The organism is Pseudomonas sp. BLCC-B112 (genome assembly GCF_028550695.1).
Classification (GTDB): Bacteria; Pseudomonadota; Gammaproteobacteria; order Pseudomonadales; family Pseudomonadaceae; genus Aquipseudomonas; species Aquipseudomonas danubii.
This window is the reverse complement of the sequence record NZ_JAQQGK010000006.1, coordinates 61459-79144: the sequence shown is the minus strand read 5'-3', so window position 1 is coordinate 79144 and position 17686 is coordinate 61459. Positions and strand designations below refer to the sequence as shown.

15 protein-coding genes are annotated in these 17686 nt (G+C 61.5%); 6 read left to right on the top strand and 9 right to left on the bottom strand.

The genetic code is table 11. The features are described from left to right. Window positions 1–192 precede the first annotated feature (192 nt). The 3 genes from PQT43_RS16875 (at window position 193) to PQT43_RS16865 (ending at window position 5339) form a co-directional block, all read left to right on the top strand. Window positions 193–1485 (top strand): GGDEF domain-containing protein, encoded by a 1293-nt coding sequence (locus tag PQT43_RS16875; RefSeq protein ID WP_102881059.1) that lies wholly within the window; start codon window positions 193–195, stop codon window positions 1483–1485. Between the two features lie 91 nt (window positions 1486–1576). Continuing rightward, window positions 1577–3373, top strand: coding sequence for an acyl-CoA dehydrogenase C-terminal domain-containing protein (locus PQT43_RS16870; protein WP_272754333.1), 1797 nt, complete (start codon window positions 1577–1579; stop codon window positions 3371–3373). A gap of 187 nt (window positions 3374–3560) precedes the next feature. Next, window positions 3561–5339 carry an acyl-CoA dehydrogenase C-terminal domain-containing protein gene (locus tag PQT43_RS16865; protein WP_110594467.1) on the top strand — a complete coding sequence of 593 codons (1779 nt, stop codon included), beginning with the start codon at window positions 3561–3563 and terminating at the stop codon, window positions 5337–5339. Window positions 5340–5575: 236 nt separating this feature from the next. Here the strand turns inward: PQT43_RS16865 and PQT43_RS16860 are convergent, their stop codons facing one another. Continuing rightward, a complete protein-coding gene (locus PQT43_RS16860; protein WP_102881056.1) occupies window positions 5576–6505 on the bottom strand; it encodes a LysR family transcriptional regulator in 930 nt (309 codons plus the stop codon). A 102-nt stretch (window positions 6506–6607) separates the two neighbouring features. On the opposite strand from PQT43_RS16860, the gene PQT43_RS16855 reads away from it, so the two are divergent. The 3 genes from PQT43_RS16855 (at window position 6608) to PQT43_RS16845 (ending at window position 8987) form a co-directional block, all read left to right on the top strand. Next, complete coding sequence (locus PQT43_RS16855) at window positions 6608–7306, top strand: MOSC domain-containing protein (RefSeq protein ID WP_102881055.1); 699 nt, start codon at window positions 6608–6610, stop codon at window positions 7304–7306. After that, window positions 7303–8586 (top strand): aspartate aminotransferase family protein, encoded by a 1284-nt coding sequence (locus PQT43_RS16850; RefSeq protein WP_272754332.1) that lies wholly within the window; start codon window positions 7303–7305, stop codon window positions 8584–8586. The genes PQT43_RS16855 and PQT43_RS16850 overlap by 4 nt, the downstream gene beginning before the upstream one ends. Before the next feature lie 242 nt (window positions 8587–8828). After that, window positions 8829–8987: a YqaE/Pmp3 family membrane protein gene (locus PQT43_RS16845; protein WP_011063854.1), complete on the top strand. Its 159-nt coding sequence runs from the start codon at window positions 8829–8831 to the stop codon at window positions 8985–8987. A gap of 41 nt (window positions 8988–9028) precedes the next feature. Here PQT43_RS16845 and PQT43_RS16840 read toward each other — a convergent pair whose 3' ends face one another. The 8 genes from PQT43_RS16840 to PQT43_RS16805 form a co-directional block, all read right to left on the bottom strand. Continuing rightward, on the bottom strand, window positions 9029–10861 hold the full coding sequence (locus tag PQT43_RS16840; protein WP_272754331.1) for an alpha/beta hydrolase family protein: 1833 nt from the start codon (window positions 10859–10861) through the stop codon (window positions 9029–9031). After that, window positions 10827–11996, bottom strand: coding sequence for a pyrroloquinoline quinone biosynthesis protein PqqE (gene pqqE, locus PQT43_RS16835; protein ID WP_110653359.1), 1170 nt, complete (start codon window positions 11994–11996; stop codon window positions 10827–10829). The genes PQT43_RS16840 and pqqE overlap by 35 nt, the downstream gene beginning before the upstream one ends. Then, complete coding sequence (gene pqqD, locus PQT43_RS16830; RefSeq protein WP_102861941.1) at window positions 11968–12243, bottom strand: pyrroloquinoline quinone biosynthesis peptide chaperone PqqD; 276 nt, start codon at window positions 12241–12243, stop codon at window positions 11968–11970. The genes pqqE and pqqD overlap by 29 nt, the downstream gene beginning before the upstream one ends. Continuing rightward, window positions 12240–12992 carry a pyrroloquinoline-quinone synthase PqqC gene (gene pqqC, locus PQT43_RS16825; protein ID WP_102861940.1) on the bottom strand — a complete coding sequence of 251 codons (753 nt, stop codon included), beginning with the start codon at window positions 12990–12992 and terminating at the stop codon, window positions 12240–12242. The genes pqqD and pqqC overlap by 4 nt, the downstream gene beginning before the upstream one ends. Before the next feature lie 92 nt (window positions 12993–13084). Further along, window positions 13085–13996, bottom strand: a complete 912-nt coding sequence (gene pqqB, locus PQT43_RS16820; protein ID WP_102881051.1) for a pyrroloquinoline quinone biosynthesis protein PqqB — start codon at window positions 13994–13996, stop codon at window positions 13085–13087. A 94-nt stretch (window positions 13997–14090) separates the two neighbouring features. Continuing rightward, window positions 14091–14165, bottom strand: coding sequence for a pyrroloquinoline quinone precursor peptide PqqA (gene pqqA, locus PQT43_RS16815; protein WP_003194766.1), 75 nt, complete (start codon window positions 14163–14165; stop codon window positions 14091–14093). A 156-nt stretch (window positions 14166–14321) separates the two neighbouring features. After that, entirely contained in the window at window positions 14322–16784 is a 2463-nt protein-coding gene (gene pqqF, locus PQT43_RS16810; protein WP_272754330.1) for a pyrroloquinoline quinone biosynthesis protein PqqF, read from the bottom strand. Between the two features lie 48 nt (window positions 16785–16832). After that, the gene (locus PQT43_RS16805) at window positions 16833–17627 is read right to left on the bottom strand and encodes a carbon-nitrogen hydrolase family protein (protein WP_102881049.1); all 795 of its coding nucleotides are present in this window, start codon (window positions 17625–17627) and stop codon (window positions 16833–16835) included. Between the last annotated feature and the right edge of the window lie 59 nt (window positions 17628–17686).

Genomic DNA, 17686 nt, shown 5'->3' with positions numbered 1-17686 from the left:
TCGCCCTCCGGGTCGAGCGGCTTTTTTGTGCCTGCAGAATCTTCATGAAAATTCCCGACTAATTCGCTAAGCAGAAGCGATTTCCTGCCGTTAAAGAGATGGCAATGTGATGTCTGTCACACCGCGTGTGCTTAACTTCAATAAATGAAGGCACAATGCCATCTATTGATCAGCCGGGTCGGAGTTTTACCCTTGCCGCGTTCTTCCGCTGTACGTTTCAGTCATTTCCTACCGTCTTTGCTGCTTTTGCTTGCGGGGCTGGCGGCCGCTTACGTCAAGGACCTCAACGTCTTCTTCACTTCGCTGTTCAATGTGCTACCAACGCTGGTGCTATTGCTTGGCGGAGCCTATTGCGCTGTGTATCGGCGCCAGCGTGAACTGTTTTTGATGGTCACGGTGTACATCGCCTACTTTCTGCTGGATACCCAAACCGATTTCTACCGGGATAACGGCAGGGTCCGCGAAGATGCCGCGGTGGTATTCCACCTTTGCTGCCTTTTGCTCCCCTTGTTGTTTGGCCTGTTCGCAGCCTGGCAGGAGCGTACCCACCTGTTTCAGGACATGGTCGCGCGTTTTGCCGTGTTATTGGCGTTTGGCAGCGTCGCTCTTGGCCTGGAACAGAGTTACCCACAAGCGTTGCTGAACTGGCTGGCAGAGATCCGTTGGCCGGCTTTGCATGGCAGTTGGATGAGCCTTATCCAGTTGTCGTATCCGGTATTCTTCGCGGCATTCCTGCTACTGGCGGTCCAGTACTGGCGCAGTCCGCGACCGCTGCACGCAGCGCAGTTGGTGGGCTTGCTGGGTTTGTTCTGGATGCTGCCCAAGACGTTCATCCTGCCATTCACCCTGAACATCATGTGCAGTCAGGTCATGTTGATGATTGCCGCGGCGGTGGCCCATGAGGCTTACCAGATGGCGTTCCGTGACGAGTTGACCGGCTTGCCGGGGCGTCGGGCGCTCAATGAGCGCATGCAGCGTCTGGGTCGCAATTATGTGCTGGCCATGACTGACGTCGATCACTTCAAGAAATTCAACGACACCCACGGTCACGATGTCGGGGATCAGGTGCTGCGCCTGGTGGCCAGCAAGCTGTCAAAGGTCACTGGCGGTGGGCGCGCCTATCGTTACGGTGGGGAAGAGTTTGCCGTGGTATTTGCCGGCAAGACCCTGGATGAGTGCATGCCGCACCTGGAGATGATTCGCGAGATCATCGCTACCTACAACATTCAGTTGCGCAACCAGGACAACCGCCCCCAGGACGACCAGCAAGGCCGCCAACGCCGTGGCGTTGCAGCGGCATCCAGTGTTTCGGTGACCATCAGCATCGGTGTCGCCGAGCGACTGATGGAGCACCGGACTCCCGAAGAAGTGCTCAAGTCCGCCGACCAGGCGCTCTACAGTGCCAAGGGCGCGGGGCGTAACTGTGTCATGGCCTTCGGGCAGAATCGCCGTGGCGCAGTGCGCATGGATACGGCTGCGGGTTGAGTGATGATGGCGCATTCAGCGACTTGAACGTCATTGGCAGGCTGAGGACGGCGGCAGTAGGTTGGAGAAACCTGCTGCCGGAGAAATCATCATGCCCGAGTATCAAGCTCCCCTGCGCGACATGCGCTTCCTGATCGACCATGTCTTCGACTTTCATGGCAGTTACGCCGCACTGGGAGCCAGCGATGCCAGCCCGGACATGGTCAGCGCGATCCTCGAGGAAGGGGCGAAGTTCTGCGAGAACGTCCTGGCTCCGCTGAACCGCTCCGGTGACGAGGAAGGCTGCCATTTCGACAATGGCGTAGTGACCACCCCCAAGGGTTTCAAACAGGCTTTCGCCCAATACGTCGAGGGCGGTTGGCATGGCTTGGCCGCCGATCCTGTCTATGGCGGCCAGGGGCTGCCCCATTCCCTGGGGCTGGTGATCAGCGAGATGGTGGGTTCCAGCAACACTTCCTGGGGCATGTACCCGGGGCTGACCCATGGTGCGATGTCGGCGATTCATGCCCATGGCACCGACGAACAGAAGCTGCTGTACCTGAACAAACTCACCGCCGGGCAGTGGACCGGCACCATGTGCCTGACCGAAGCCCATTGCGGTACCGACCTGGGCCTGATCAAGACCCGAGCGGTGCCCCAGGCCGATGGCAGTTATGCGTTATCGGGGAGCAAGATTTTCATCTCTGCCGGCGAGCATGACCTGAGTGAAAACATCATTCACCTGGTGCTGGCCAAACTGCCGGACGCACCGGCCGGGACCAAAGGCATTTCCCTGTTCATCGTGCCCAAGTTCCTGCCGGACGCAGCAGGTGAGGTCGGTGAGCGCAACGGTGTGAGTTGCGGCTCCATCGAGCACAAGATGGGAATCAAGGCTTCGGCTACCTGTGTACTGAACTTCGACGGCGCCAAGGGCTTCCTGATCGGCGAGGCCAATAAAGGCCTGAACTGCATGTTCACCATGATGAATCACGCGCGCCTGGGCACCGGAATGCAGGGGCTGTGCCTGGGGGAGGCGAGCTTTCAAGGTGCGATCAAGTACGCCAACGATCGTTTGCAGATGCGCGCTCTGACCGGGCCCAAGGCGCCGGACAAGGCGGCTGACCCGATCATCGTCCACCCCGATGTACGGCGCATGCTGCTGACCATGAAGGCGTTCAATGAAGGCAACCGGGCCCTGGCCTATTTCACCGCTCAATTGCTGGATGTGGCTCATCTGAGCGCCGATCCGGCCCAGCGTCAGGACGCCGAGAACCTCCTGGCGTTCCTGACTCCGATCTGCAAGGCCTTCATGACCGAGACGGGCCTTGAGGTGACCAACCACGGCATGCAGGTGTTTGGCGGTCACGGCTACATTCGTGAGTGGGGCATGGAGCAACTGGTGCGCGATTGTCGTATCGCCCTGATCTATGAGGGCACCAACGGCATCCAGGCTCTGGACTTGCTGGGCCGCAAGGTGCTGGGCAGCCAGGGCAAGCTGTTACTGGGGTTTACCAAGATTGTTCACAAGTTCTGTGGGGCACATGCCGAGCATCCTCAGCTCAAGGCCTACATCGCGCAACTGGATGGCTTGAACCGTCAATGGGGCGAGTTGACCACCCGGGTGGGTATGGCCGCCATGAAAAATCCGGATGAAGTGGGGGCCGCAGCCCTGGATTACTTGATGTACAGCGGCTACATCGTTCTAGCCTACCTCTGGCTGCGTATGGCCCTGGTGACGCAGCAACAACTCGATGCAGGTGAAGGCGACGGCGATTTCGCCACCGCCAAGCTGGCCACTTGTGCGTTCTACTTCAAGCGACTGCTGCCACGTACCGGCGCCCATCTGGCGGCAATCGACGCTGGCAGTGATTGCCTGATGAGCCTGCCGGCGCAGATGTTCGCCTTGTGAGTACGCTGATGTGCTCTGGACAAGGCCCGCTTATGGCGGGCCTTTTCTTGTGGTCATTTGTCTGTGACCAAAATTAACAATAAAGTCATGGGTTGACCCTATGTGTCGCAAAAGTTGTTCGGTTACACTCGACTTTTCGTAAATGGGCCCGTTCCGGCCCGCTTGTTTAGATCTTGCGAGGTTTGCCATGGCTGACTACAAAGCGCCCCTGCGCGATATGCGCTTCGTCCTCAATGAAGTCTTCGAGGTCGCCAAACTCTGGGCTCAGCTGCCAGCTCTGGCCGAGACTGTGGATGCCGAGACTGTTGAGGCGATTCTGGAGGAAGCGGGCAAAGTCACCGCCCGCAGCATCGCTCCGCTGAGTCGTGGTGCCGACGAGGAAGGCTGTCATTGGAACGATACCGTCGTAACCACTCCCCAAGGATTCACCCAGGCTTATCAGACCTACGCCGAAGGCGGTTGGGTCGGCGTGGGCGGTGATCCCGAGTTCGGCGGCATGGGCATGCCCAAGGCGGTGTCCGCCCAGGTCGAGGAAATGGTCAACTCCGCGAGCCTGGCCTTTGGCCTGTATCCGATGCTGACGGCGGGAGCTTGCCTGTCGATCAATGCCCACGCCAGCGAAGAGCTGAAAGCCACTTACCTGCCAAACATGTACGCCGGTGTCTGGGCCGGTTCCATGTGCCTGACCGAGCCCCATGCCGGCACCGACCTGGGCATCATCCGTACCAAGGCCGAACCTCAGGCTGACGGTTCCTATGCCATCAGCGGGACCAAGATCTTCATTACCGGTGGTGAGCACGACCTGACTGAAAACATCATTCACCTGGTGCTGGCCAAACTGCCGGATGCGCCGGCCGGGCCCAAGGGGATCTCCCTGTTTCTGGTGCCCAAGTTCATGGTCAACGCCGACGGCAGCCTGGGTGAACGCAACCCGGTGAGTTGCGGTTCGATCGAACACAAGATGGGTATCCAGGCCTCGGCCACTTGTGTGATGAACTTCGATCAAGCGATAGGTTATCTGGTGGGCGAGCCGAACAAGGGCTTGGCAGCGATGTTCACCATGATGAACTACGAGCGCCTGGGTGTCGGTATCCAGGGCCTGGCCACCGGTGAGCGCTCCTATCAGAACGCGGTGGAGTATGCCCGTGACCGCCTGCAGAGCCGTTCACCGACCGGGCCGCAAGCCAAGGACAAGGTTGCCGATCCGATCATCGTGCACCCGGACGTGCGGCGCATGCTGCTGACCATGAAGGCGGCCAACGAAGGTGGCCGGGCATTCTCCACCTATGTGGCGATGCAACTGGATACCGCCAAGTTCAGCGAAGATGCCGAGACCCGCACGCGCGCGGAAAGTCTGGTGGCCTTGCTGACTCCCGTGGCCAAGGCGTTCCTTACCGACCTGGGTCTGGAAACCACGGTTCATGGCCAGCAGATTTTTGGCGGCCACGGCTACATTCGCGAATGGGGCCAGGAGCAGTTGGTGCGCGACGTGCGGATCACCCAGATCTACGAAGGCACCAACGGTATCCAGGCCCTGGACCTGGTGGGGCGCAAGATCGTCGGTAGCGGTGGGGCGTTCTACCGTCTGTTCGCTGATGAAATTCGCCATTTCACCGCCACCGCCGATGCGCAACTGGGCGAGTTCACCCTGCCTTTGAACGCGGCTCTGGACAATCTGGACGAGCTGACCGCCTGGCTGTTGGATCGGGCCATCAGTAACCCCAACGAAATCGGCGCGGCTTCGGTGGAGTATCTGCAGGTCTTTGGCTACACCGCCTACGCCTACATGTGGGCCCTGATGGCCAAGGCGGCGCTGGGCAAGGAGCAGGAAGAGGACTTCTACGCCAGTAAATTGGGAACCGCGCGGTTCTATTTCGCCCGTTTGCTGCCGCGTATCCACTCCCTGACTGCCTCGGTGAAAGCGGGTAGTGAATCGCTGTTCCTGTTGCAGGCGGAGCAGTTTTAACCGGGAGAGCCTTTGTAAGTCATCTCTTACATAACGTGCTGCTGATCGTCCATATCGGTAGATGACGGCTGAGGCTAATCTACTTCACATGGACGTCGCGCAGGAAGCGCAAAGCAACAACACGGACACGTAGGATTCCGCCAGGATGGTGGAGTGAAAAGGATGTCAGGGAAACAGTCTGCAAAACCCCGCTTCGGCGGGGTTTTCTTTTGTCCGGATTTTTTATTTTGGCGACGTCAACCCAGGATTTCTGGCACCGCAGTGCCGCCCAAGCGCCCGTCTTGGGTATTCATCGAATCCTCCAATAACGTGCGCAGCAGTTCCAGCGTTCCTTGCTGACGCTGCAGATCGCGACACACCAATCCGACTTTCAACGGCACCCTGGGCTCGCTCAGCGGTTTCCACAGCAGTTCCTTATTGCTGTGCTGTTGTTGCGAGCGCCCTGGAAGTACGGTGGCCAGTCGGGTATGAGGCAGGCTGTCGAGAATACCGGCCATATTGTTCAACTCCGCTTGCACCTGGGGGCGCCGTCCCAGATTGGCCAGCTGCGCTTGCCAGATCTGGCGGATCTGAAACTCCTCACCCAACAGCAACATCGGCAACTCCGCTGCCTGGCTCATGGAGACCTTCTTGAATTCGCGCAGCGGATGCTGTTCGGGGATGACCAGTGTCAGCTCATCTTCGTACAGCGGGACACCATGCAAGCCGGGTTGGCGTGGTGGCAGGTAGCTGATGCCGATGTCCAACGTGCCATTAAGCAACCGTCGTTCAATCTCCAGACCGGTCAATTCGTAGATCTGCACCACCAGGTGGGGCTGGGCCTTGCGCACTCGTTCGAGCATCTGCGGCACCAGGCTGCTATGCACCGTTTGCAGTACGCCGATGGCCAGGGTACGCAGGGCCTGGCCCTTGAAGTTGCGCAGGGCCTCACGGGCTTGTTGCAGGCCATCGAGCAGAGGCAGGGCGTGATTGTAGAGGGTATGGGCGGCCAGGGTCGGCAACAGGCGCTTGCTGCTGCGTTCAAACAGGCTGACGTCGAGGTTCTGCTCCAACTGACGGATCTGCTGGGAGAGTGCCGGTTGCGAGATCGACAGACGCTCGGCAGCACGGCCCACGTGACCTTCTTCATACACCGCGACGAAATAACGCAGTTGCTTGAAATCCATAAGTATTTCTTATCGAAAAAGCTTAAAAAACGAAATGGCCGTAAGCCCGCAAGGCGCCTAGTCTAGCGCCTATTCACAGGGCTTACAGGGCCAAGGCGCGCGATGAATACCGTTTACGTCGATGGTGTTTACATAGGCAAGGCAAAAAATCTCGGCCAGGGTCTGGTCATCGATACCGACAAGTACCCGGTTGCAAACCGTCTCTGGTTATGGCCACAAGGCCTGGGCAGCGATGAACAGGGTGATCCGCGCTTTCATACTGGCCCAGAACGAGCCCTGCACCACTATCCCGCAGAGCATTACGCCCACTGGCGCAAACGTTATCCACAGTTCGATTGGTCGGCTCCGGCCTTTGGTGAAAATCTCTCGACACGTGGCCTGACCGAAGAACAGGTGTGCCTGGGGGACATGTTCCGTTGGGGTGGCGCGCTGTTGCAGATCAGCCAGCCCCGTTCTCCTTGCTATCGCTTGAGCCAGCGTTGGGGCCTGGTGAATCTGCCCCAGCAAGCCCAGGACAATGGACGCTGCGGCTGGTTCTATCGGGTGCTCAAGCCCGGCTTTGTCCAGGCGGACGAACCCTTCGAACTGATCCAGCGCAGTTATCCCGGCCTGACCGTAGCCTGGGCCCTGCGCTGTTTCTTCCAGGAGCCTCTGGAGCATAAAGGCTTGAAAATGCTGATTGATTGTCCGGCACTGTCCTCGCGCTGGCGCGATATCGCCATCAAGCGTATGCGTACCGGCTGCGTCGAGGATTGGTCTTCACGCCTGCTGGGCCTGCCATTGGAGGGGCTGCGGGCATGAATCTGTTCAATCTGCGCCGCACTCCGCCAAGCCTGGAGGATCTGGCTATCGAGCCCTGTGCGACCGCCTCGGACGATGCCAGCGCCAGTGAGTGCCTGATGCCCAGTGTGCAGCGCCCCCAGCCGGTGTTCGTTCGCGGCCAGGGCTCCTGGTTGTGGGACAGCAATGACCGCACCTACCTGGATTTCACCCAGGCCGGGGCGGCCAACAGCCTGGGCCACAGCCCTTCGGTACTGGTCAACGCCATCGCTGCCCAGGCCCAGTCGCTGATCAATCCCGGGTCGGGTTTCTATAACCGCGGCATGCTCAGGCTTGCCGACCGGCTGTGCCGTAGTACCGGCAGCGACCAGGCCTATCTGTTGAGCAGTGGCAGCGAGGCCTGCGAGGCGGCGATCAAGCTGGCACGCAAGTGGGGTCAACTGCATCGCGGCGGCGCGGCGGGCATCATCACTGCCAGCCGCAGTTGCCATGGCCGCGGTTTTGCAGCGTTATCGGCCGCGGGCAATGGCTCCCCAGGCAATCGTTTCGAACCTCAACTGCCAGGCTTCAGCCAGGTGCCATTCAATGATCTGCCTGCTTTGCATGCGGCGGTGGATGCTCAGACCGTGGCCATCATGCTGGAGCCGATCCAGGGGGAAGCCGGGGTCATTCCAGCGACAGAACACTACCTCAAAGGGGTGGAGCGCCTGTGTCGTGAGCTGGGCATTCTGCTGATCCTCGATGAGGTCCAGACCGGCATCGGCCGCTGCGGCACCCTCTTGGCCGAGCAGTTGTACGGCGTGCGCGCCGACATCATCACCTTGGGCAAGGGCCTCGGCGGCGGCGTGCCCCTGGCGGCGTTGCTGGCGCGGGGCAAGGCCTGTTGTTTCGAGCAGGGCGAGCTGGATGGCACCCACCACGGCAATGCATTGATGACCTCCGCCGGCCTGGCCGTGCTGGACAGTCTGCAGGAGCATGGTTTTCTGCAGCAGGTGCGCAGCAACGGTCAGTACCTGGGGCAGCAGTTGACCCAACTGGCGGCCCGTTACGCCCAGGGCGAAGTGCGAGGGCATGGGTTGTTCTGGGGCATGAGCCTGGCGAACGACTCAGCGCAGGCGGTGCTCAAGGCGGCGTTGCACGAGGGCCTGTTGCTCAGTGCTGCGCAATCGGATTGTTTGCGCTTCACCCCGGCCCTGAGTGTCAGCAAGGGCAATATCGATGAAATGCTCCTGCGCCTGGCCCGGGCCTTTTCCCGCGTGCGGACCGCGCAATTGCAATGCCGCAAGGGAGTAGCCGTGTGAAATCTGGCTGATCCTGGGGCATTCGCTGACGCTCAGTCCCGAGCACATCCGACTTTACTTTGACTGAATTCCTGAACCGTCTCGCGGTATAACGCGTCGCCCCGTGTCCGATTTTTCGCACGGGGCGTTTTTTTGTCTCCGTGCTGTCCAGGAGGGCAAGATTTGCGCTGAACCCTGGCACGCTGCCAGTGTCGATTGCAGGTGAGGCTCAGCCGAGCCCGACTTCTATCAGGAGCTGCCCTATGGACTTGATTCGCATCATCTTCGCCATTCTCTTGCCGCCCTTGGGGGTCTTTCTGCAAGTGGGCTTTGGCGGCGCTTTCTGGCTGAACATCCTGCTGACCTTGTGCGGATACATCCCCGGTATCGTGCACGCGGTATACATCATCGCCAAACGCTGATTATCCAAGCTGCCCGTTCCAACGGAACGGGCAGCACCCGCTCAGCGTTGCGCTTGCAGCACCTTCTGATAAAACCGCCATTCCTGTTCCAGCGCGTGAGCCTGATTGTTCGCCTTGCGAAAGCCGTGGCGTTCATCCGGGTAATAGTGGGCCTCGGCAGCAATGCCCTGATCCTGGAGCGCTTTGAGCATGTCGCGGGTCTGCTGGGGCACCACCACGGCGTCCAACTCACCCTGGAAAAACACCACGGGCACGCTGATGTTGCTGGCGTACAGCAGTGGTGTGCGCGCCAGATAGCGCTCGTTGTCCTGCTCTGGATCGCCAATCAGCCAGTCCAGATAGTCCCCTTCGAATTTGTGCGTGGAGCGGGTCAGGGCAATGGGATCGCTGACCCCGTACAGGCTGGCGCCGGCACAGAAGACCTTGGCGAAGGCCAGGGCGCAGAGGGTGGTGTAGCCTCCGGCGCTGCCGCCACGGATGAACGCCAGTCTCGGGTCGATCAGCCCTTGTTGGTCCAGATAGGAGACCACCGCACAGGCATCTTCCACGTCCACTTCGCCCCAGCGCAGATGCAGGGCCTGGCGATAGGCCCGGCCATAACCGGTGCTGCCCCGGTAGTTCAGGTCGGCCACGGCAAAGCCGCGCTGGGTCCAGAACTGGATACGCGGGTCCAGGATCGGATAGCAGGCGGAGGTGGGACCGCCGTGAATGAACACCACCAGAGGCGGTCGGTTGACCCCATTCATGGCCGGGTAGAAGAAGCCATGGGCCTGTCCTTCGCCACTGGGATAGCACAGGGTTTGTGGTCGGCTGATGCGCTCCGTCGGTAGCGGCGCGATACCGCCGGCCAACACCTGCACCTGCTGGGTTTCACGTTCGATGGCGAGGATGGCCGAGGGACTGACGGGGGACGCGGCGATGCAATACAGGTAGTGCTGATCCAGCGCCAAGCCGCGAAAGCGGCTGTAGTTGCCGCTGAAGTCCTGTTGCGAACCGTCGGCGTGACGCAGTCCGAGACGGCCAAACCCTTCCTCGGTCCAACTGCCGAACCAGGAGTCCCCACCAAGGGGCATCCAGGTGCGACACCCCAACTGCCAGGGGGCCGGGGCATGATCAGCTGCGGCACAGGGCAGCGGCCGCAAGCCGCTGTCCGACTCGGCCCAGGGTTGCCAGAAACCCTGGCGATCCGTGAGGCAATAGAATCGGTTGTGCTGATCGAAGCGCGGTTGCTGCAGTGACTCTTCCTGGCCATCGCCCGCCATGCAATGGGGATCGCCCCAGGTGCCGTCGGCCAGGCGTTCGGCGAGCATCAGGCGAGTGCTGGTCCAGGGCTGATGGGGGCGATCCCATTCGATCCAGGCCAGGCGTTGGCCATTGGGGCTCAAGGTCGGCGCGGCATAGAAGTCGGCCCCGGCGGCGAGCAGGCGGCGCTGGCCGCTGCGGATGTCGATGGCCACCAGCCGGTGCTCGTTGGCGCACTCTTCCACGGCCAGTACTTGATCGGCGTGCGCGTGCAGGTCCCCGTAGCGGCAGTCGCCTCGGGTCAGTGCCACTGGTGAACCGTCTTTCAGGGACTGCCGATACAGTTGCTGGTCTGCTTCATTGACGAACAGCAGGACGTCGCCGCTGAGGCAGAAGGCACCTCCGCCGTATTCATAGACGCGGCTGCGGACGCTGAACCCCGGCGGCGTCAGGCAGCGGGCCTGGCCTTGCTGCCAATGCCAGATCCGGCAACTGGCGTCCGCAGGACGGTATTCATTCCAGAACACCCCATCGGGTGTCAGTTGCAGCTCGGCAAAATCGATCCCGGCGGTGGTGGCCTGGTTGGCGCTGAAGGGCTCAACCCTTGGCGATGAGGCGTGAGTTTCGTTCATTGCGAAAGGCCAGTTGTTCAATGGTTTGGGTGGCCGTTTCGGATTCTTCGCGGGCCTTGAGAATCATCCCGTGGTGTTCCGATTTACTGCACACCGGGTCGGCATTGCTGGCGTCCCCCGTGAGCATGAAGGCTTGGCAGCGGCAGCCGCCGAAGTCCTTTTCTTTCTCGTCGCAGGAGCGGCATGGCTCCGGCATCCAATCGTAACCGCGAAAGCGGTTGAAGCCGAAGGAGTCGTACCAGATGTGCTGCATGCTGTGGTCGCGCACATTGGGGAACTGCACCGGCATTTGCCGCGCGCCGTGACAGGGCAGGGCGGTGCCGTCCGGGGTGACGGTGAGGAAGATACTGCCCCAGCCGTTCATACAGGCCTTGGGGCGTTCTTCGTAGTAGTCCGGAGTGACGAAAATCAGCTTGCAGGGATGCCCTTGGGCTTCCAGCTTGGCGCGGTATTGGTTGGTGATGCGTTCCGCGCGCACCAGTTGCTCCCGGGTGGGCAGCAGGCCGACGCGGTTGAGCTGGGCCCAGCCGTAGAACTGACAGGTGGCGAGTTCGACGAAGTCGGCTTCCAGGGCGATGCACAGCTCGATGATGCGGTCGATCTTGTCGATGTTGTGCCGGTGGGTGACGAAGTTCAGCACCATCGGATAGCCGTGAGCCTTGACCGCGCGGGCCATCTCCAGCTTCTGGGCGAAGGCTTTCTTGGAGCCGGCCAGCAGGTTGTTCACTTGCTCGTCGCTGGCCTGGAAGCTGATCTGGATATGGTCCAGGCCGGCTTTCTTGAAGTCGCTGATCTTCTGCTCGGTCAGGCCGATGCCGGAGGTGATCAAGTTGGTATAGAAGCCCAGCTTGCGCGCCTCGCCGATCAACTCGGCGAGGTCCTGGCGCACCAGCGGTTCGCCGCCGGAGAAGCCCAACTGCGCCGCGCCCATCTCCCGCGCTTCACGGAATACCTTGATCCATTGTTCGGTGCTCAGCTCCTTGCCCTGCTCGGCAAAGTCCAGCGGATTGGAACAGTAGGGGCATTGCAGCGGGCAGCGATAAGTCAGCTCGGCCAGCAGCCACAGTGGCAGGCCGACGTCCGGTTTGTCGGGCAGTGGCACTGACTCAGCCGAGTTCGATCCAGTGCTGGGCACGGGCGACCTCCATGAACTGCTCGATATCGTCACCGAGCTCGGCCACTCCGGGGAACTGTACTTCCAACGCCTGGATGATCGCTGCCACGTCACGCTCGCCGTCGATCAGGCCGCCAATCAGAGCGGCGCTGTCATTGAGCTTGATCATGCCTTCCGGGTAGAGCAATACATGGCCTTTTTGTGCCGGCTCGTACTGGAAGCGGTAGCCGGGACGCCAGCGTGGGGTTTTGCTGCGGTCGAAACTCATAGGGTGATCCCCTTATGCCAGACCCGCTGATCGGTGACGCTGTGATAGGGCGGGCGGTTCAATTCATAGGCCATGCTCATGGCGTCGAGCATGCTCCAAAGGATGTCCAGTTTGAACTGGAGAATTTCCAGCATGCGTTCCTGACCGGCACGGGTGGTGTAGTGCTGCAGGGTGATGGCCAGACCGTGTTCCACATCGCGCCGGGCCTGGCCCAGGCGGGTGCGGAAGTACTCGTAGCCGGTCGGGTCGATCCAGGGATAGTGCTGGGGCCAGCTGTCCAGGCGCGATTGGTGGATCTGCGGGGCGAACAGTTCGGTCAGCGAGCTGCTGGCGGCCTCTTGCCAGCTGGCGCGGCGGGCGAAGTTGACGTAGGCGTCCACGGCAAAACGTACGCCGGGCAGCACCAGCTCTTGGGAGCGCAGTTGGTCCGGGTCCAGGCCCACGGCCTGGCCCAGGCGCAGCCAGGCTTCGATACCACCGTCTTCACCCGGGGCACCGTCATGGTCCAGCAGGCGCTGGATCCACTCGCGGCGAATGTCCCGGTCCGGGCAGTTGGCGAGGATCGCCGCATCCTTCATGGGGATGTTCACCTGGTAGTAGAAGCGGTTGGCGACCCAGCCCTGGATCTGTTCGCGGCTTGCCCGGCCTTCATACATCGCCACGTGATAGGGGTGATGGATGTGGTAGTAGGCGCCCTTGGCGCGCAGCGCCTGCTCGAATTCGGCGGGGGACAGCGGGGTGTCGGTCATGTGTGTTCTCCGGGGGGCTGCCCTTTCGCGGGCAAGCCCGCCCCTACGCAAAGGGGCCAAGGCTCTTGGGTCGAGCTTGTGGGCGATACGGCCTACAGCTCAATACTCATTCCGTCGTAAGCCACTTCCACCTTTCGGCGTACCAGTTCGGCACGTTCGGCGGAGTCTTCGTCGAGGATCGGGTTGGTGTTGTTAATGTGGATCAGCACCTTGCGCTGGCGGGGCAGCTGTTCCAGCACTTCGAGCATGCCTCCCGGGCCGTTCTGGGCCAGGTGGCCCATTTCCCGGCCGGTGCGGGTACCGACGCCACGGCGCTGCATTTCATCGTCTTCCCACAGGGTGCCGTCCAGCAGCAGGCAGTCGCTGGCGGACATGATCTCCAGCAGTGGTGCATCGACCTTGCCCAGGCCTGGCGCGTAGAAGAGTTTACCGCCGCTGCGCAGGTCTTCGACGATCAGGCCGATGTTGTCGCCTGGGTGCGGATCGAAACGATGGGGCGAATAGGGCGGTGCAGCACTGCGCAAAGGCAGTGGGGTGAAGCGCAGGTTGGGGCAGGCCGGAACCGTGAAGCTCTGGTCGAGCTCGATGCGGTTCCAGTTCAGGCCGCCGTTCCAGTGGCTGAGCATCTTGAACAGGGGGAAACCGGTGCTCAGGTCTTCGTGGACCATGTCGGTGCACCAGACCTGATGCGGGCAGCCTTCGCGCAGGCTGAGCAGGCCGGTGGTGTGATCGATCTGGCTGTCCATGAGGATGATGGCGCTGATCCCGCTGTCGCGCAGTGCACGGCCCGGTTGCATGGGGGCAAAACCCTGCAGTTGGGCGCGGATGTCCGGTGAGGCATTGCACAGTACCCAGTTCACCCCGTCATCGGAAATCGCGATGGACGACTGGGTACGAGCCTGGGCCCGCAGGCTGCCGTCGCGAAACCCTGCGCAGTTCACGCAGTTGCAGTTCCACTGCGGAAAACCACCGCCGGCGGCGGAACCTAGAATCTGGACAAACATGGACGCTCCCAGGGAAAAAAGACGTAGAACTGAAAATAAAAACGCCCCGGACGGACCGAGGCGTTGCGCTGCGTTTTCTGGCCAGAGGCAGAAATCAGCGGCTGGCGAAGTACATGGTGACTTCGAAGCCGATACGCAGGTCGGTGTAAGCAGGTTTGGACCAGGTCATAAAAATGCTCCTTTGAGGTGGGTGGGACGGGTATTGCCTATACATATAGTCCACCTCCGGCGGGAGATGTTCAGATGCTTAGGGGGCTATCTTACTAAATTCCCACAAAAGGTTGCCCGCAATTCTGAAGAAAGCTCGTTGCAGCACCGGTAATGATCATTCTGCCGCTTGCCAGGGCGCTCCTGGGCAAGGCCCGTTGGCCAGTACTGTCCAGCCGCCTGTCGCCGAATGCAGGGCCATGGCGGCCTGGGTCACCGCTGAGGGCGTGAGGGCCAGGATGCTGTCGTGCAGCCGCTCCAGGTAATCCGACGGATGGCCGGCCAGTTTCGCCTGCCACAGCAGTTCAGCGGCTTGCTCCAGGGGCAGGAGCGAGGCTTGGAACTGTTGAGCCAGAGCCTGTCGCTGTTCGTTCCAGAACGGCTCGTCGAGCGCCTGGAGCTGTTCCGGCAACTGCTGGAGGAATTGTTCCAGGTGCTGAAGTATTTCCGTGAGCGTCGCCTTGGGCGATTGCACGCCGAACAGCAGGCCGGTCTGGCCATTGCGTTGGCGTATGGCGCTGAACACCGCGTAACCCAACTGCAACTCCACCCGCAGGCACTGATAGAACGGCGTTTGGCAGAGTTGGCCCAGCAGGCGCCAGGCCGCTTCATCGGCAAGGCGGGTGCCGGGCGTTGGGCAGAACAGCAGCAGGGCCTGTTCGCTGGATGCCCCAGGGTACGTCTGCCAACGATAGGCGGTGTCTGGCGGTGAGGGTTGGCACAGGGCCGTATCTGCTGTTCCCGGCATCTTTTGCAGCGCTTGGCCAAGGGCTTCCTGAGTGCCGGCTGACAGCGCCAAGGCCAGGCCGTCCCATCGAGCACCAGCCCACAGGGCTTGCAGGGATTGAGGCTGTGCAACTGTCAGCTCGCCGGGTTGTGGTTGCTCGCTGAAGGCCTTGAGCAACTGACGGATCGGCATCAAGGGGGCATCGTCTGTCGTAGCTGCGCTCTGCAGCCAGAACGATTCGGCGGGCTGGTTCAGTTGCTTCAGCGCCTGCTGCAGCACTGCGGGCATGGGTTGCTGCAGGCCACTGAGTTTCAGCAACCAATCGGCGCCACTGGTGGTGAAGCTCAGTGCTACTCCAGCCTCACCCGCATCGCTGCGCAAGGGCGCCAGGCTATGCAGGAGGCGCTCGTGCACACCAGTTGGGGCGGGTGAAGCCAGGCGCCAGCGCAGAATCAAGGTCCCTTCGCGGCTATCCGCAGGCAGGGCCTGGCTGATGTTCAACGCCGAGCTCTCTCGCCGGCTTCGCGAGCGATCCTGGGCGAAGGTGCGTAGTCCTCGGTGTGCGCTGGTCTGCCCGCGAATCAGTCCTGCCCGCGGTGCTTCAGCGGTACTGCGCAGAAAAGGGTTACCCGGTGGCTGGCACCACTCATGGCTGAAGTTATCCACAGCCTGCGGTTGCAACTGTGCGAGCAGCACCCTGATGGCCTTGATTCCTTGCACATCCAGCTCGCCGACGGTCTGCCGGCTGTCCCGCTGGGCCAACTCCAGGGCGCTGCCGACCTGCAGCTGGCGTTGTCGCAGCAAGGCATATTCTGTTCGCAGCGCTGGCCAATCGTCCTGGGCGCTGAAGAAACCCAGCCAATCTGCCAGCAGTTCGCGGACCTGGGCCGGTGCCGTCGCCTCTGTTGTGCTCAGGTTCAATTGCAGATGCAGCAAGGCCTGACCGGCAAACTCGTACAGCGTCTGTGCCTTCAGGCTCTGGGCCAATTGGCGTTGCTGGAGTCCGGCAAGCAGCCCGCCCGGCTTGGCCGATTGCAGCCAGGTGCAGAGAAAGTCCAGTGCAGGCGCTGCGCCCTCGGGCAGTTGTTCCAGGGTGAACAGCAGGTCCAGACGGTGAGCATCGAGCTGTTGATAAGTGCCGATGCCGGTAGTCGACAGCGCAGGAGGCACGCTCTGCTCAAGGCGCTGGCCTTTCGGTAGATCTGCGCCATAGCGTCTGGCCAGGGCGCGGAGTTCTTCCAGAGACTGTGGTCCGGCGAGGCTCAGGGTCATTTGCCCGGCTTGGTAAAAGTCTTGGTGAAATTGCTGCAGCGCTTGCTGAAAAGCCTGGCTGGGCAGGTTGAGGCTGTAGCGGTTGCCAGCATGGAAGGCCCGCAGCGGGTGAGCAGCGGACAGGCCGTCGAACAGTGCGAACTGGCGTTGCGCCGCCCCATCCCGGGACCAGGCGATAAATTCCGCATGCAGCACTTCTCGCTCCCGGCGCTGGTCTTCAAGACTCATCCGCGGTCGGGCGAGCATGTCGCACAGACGCTCCAGGCCGCCGGCCAGGGCGCTGACCGGCAGCTCGAAAAAGAACTCGGTCGCGCGCTCACAGGTCTTGGCGTTCAGTTGTCCTCCCTGGCCCCGCACATAGGCCATCAATCCCTGTTCGGCGGGAAAACGCTCGGTGCCGAGAAACAGCAGGTGCTCCAGGAAGTGCGCCAGCCCCGGCCAGGCCAGTGGTACATCGTGGCTGCCGGCCGATACCCGCAGTGCGGCGGCGCAACGTTTCAAGTGAGGGGCATGACGCAAGGACACCCGCAGGCCGTTGGCCAGGGTTTCCACGTGAGGCAGAGGGTGGTTCAGCGCGGGCATGAGCACTTCCAGGACAGAGAAGCGCCCATGCTAGCGGATATCCCCGGATCAGCGCTTGCTCAGGTCGTCGTAAAGCTCGGGACGGCGATCGGCAAGATAGTGGTTCAGTGCCTGGGACTCGTGCATCAGCTGACGATCCAGGGTGCCGATGATCAGGGCCTCGTCCAGTCCGGCCAGGGCGATCCGGCTGCCATCGGGGGCGGCGATGCTGCTCTGGCCGCAGTAGCGGATCTGATCTTCCCGGCCGCAGTAGTTGGCGTAGGCCACGTAACACTGGTTCTCGAAGGCCCTGGCGCGAATGGTCACATCGGCGACGAAGTCGTAGGGAATCATGTTCGCCGTCGGCACCAGGATCAGCTCGGCACCGGCCAGGGCCAGGCGCCGGGCGTTCTCCGGAAACTCGATGTCGTAGCAGATCAGGAAACCGAGCTTCCAACCGTTGAGCTCCACCAGGGGGAAGTCATCCGCGCCGGCGCTGAACATCGAGTGATCAAGGTCACCGAACAGATGGGTCTTGCGGTAGTTGCACAGGCGCTGGCCGTGGGCGTCGATCAGTTGCACGGCGTTGTAGATCTGCCCGTCGGCGCTGCGTTCCGGGTAGCCGTAGAGAATCGCCGTACCCGCCGCTTGAGCGATAGCGGCGATGTGCTGGGCCGAGGGGCCATCCTGGGCCTCGGCCAGAGCGCCGACGGCTTCCACACCGATGTTGTAGCCGCTGAGGAACATTTCCGGCAGCACCAGCAGATCGGCATCGGTGGCCTCCATGGCCACCTGATGCAGGCGTTGCAGATTGGCCGTCACGTCCAACGGCAATGGCGGGCACTGATACAGGGCGACACGCATGGTCCTCACTCCTCTGACTGGCTGACCGGGCACTGTAGCCGATGTCTCGTGTTCGGCGT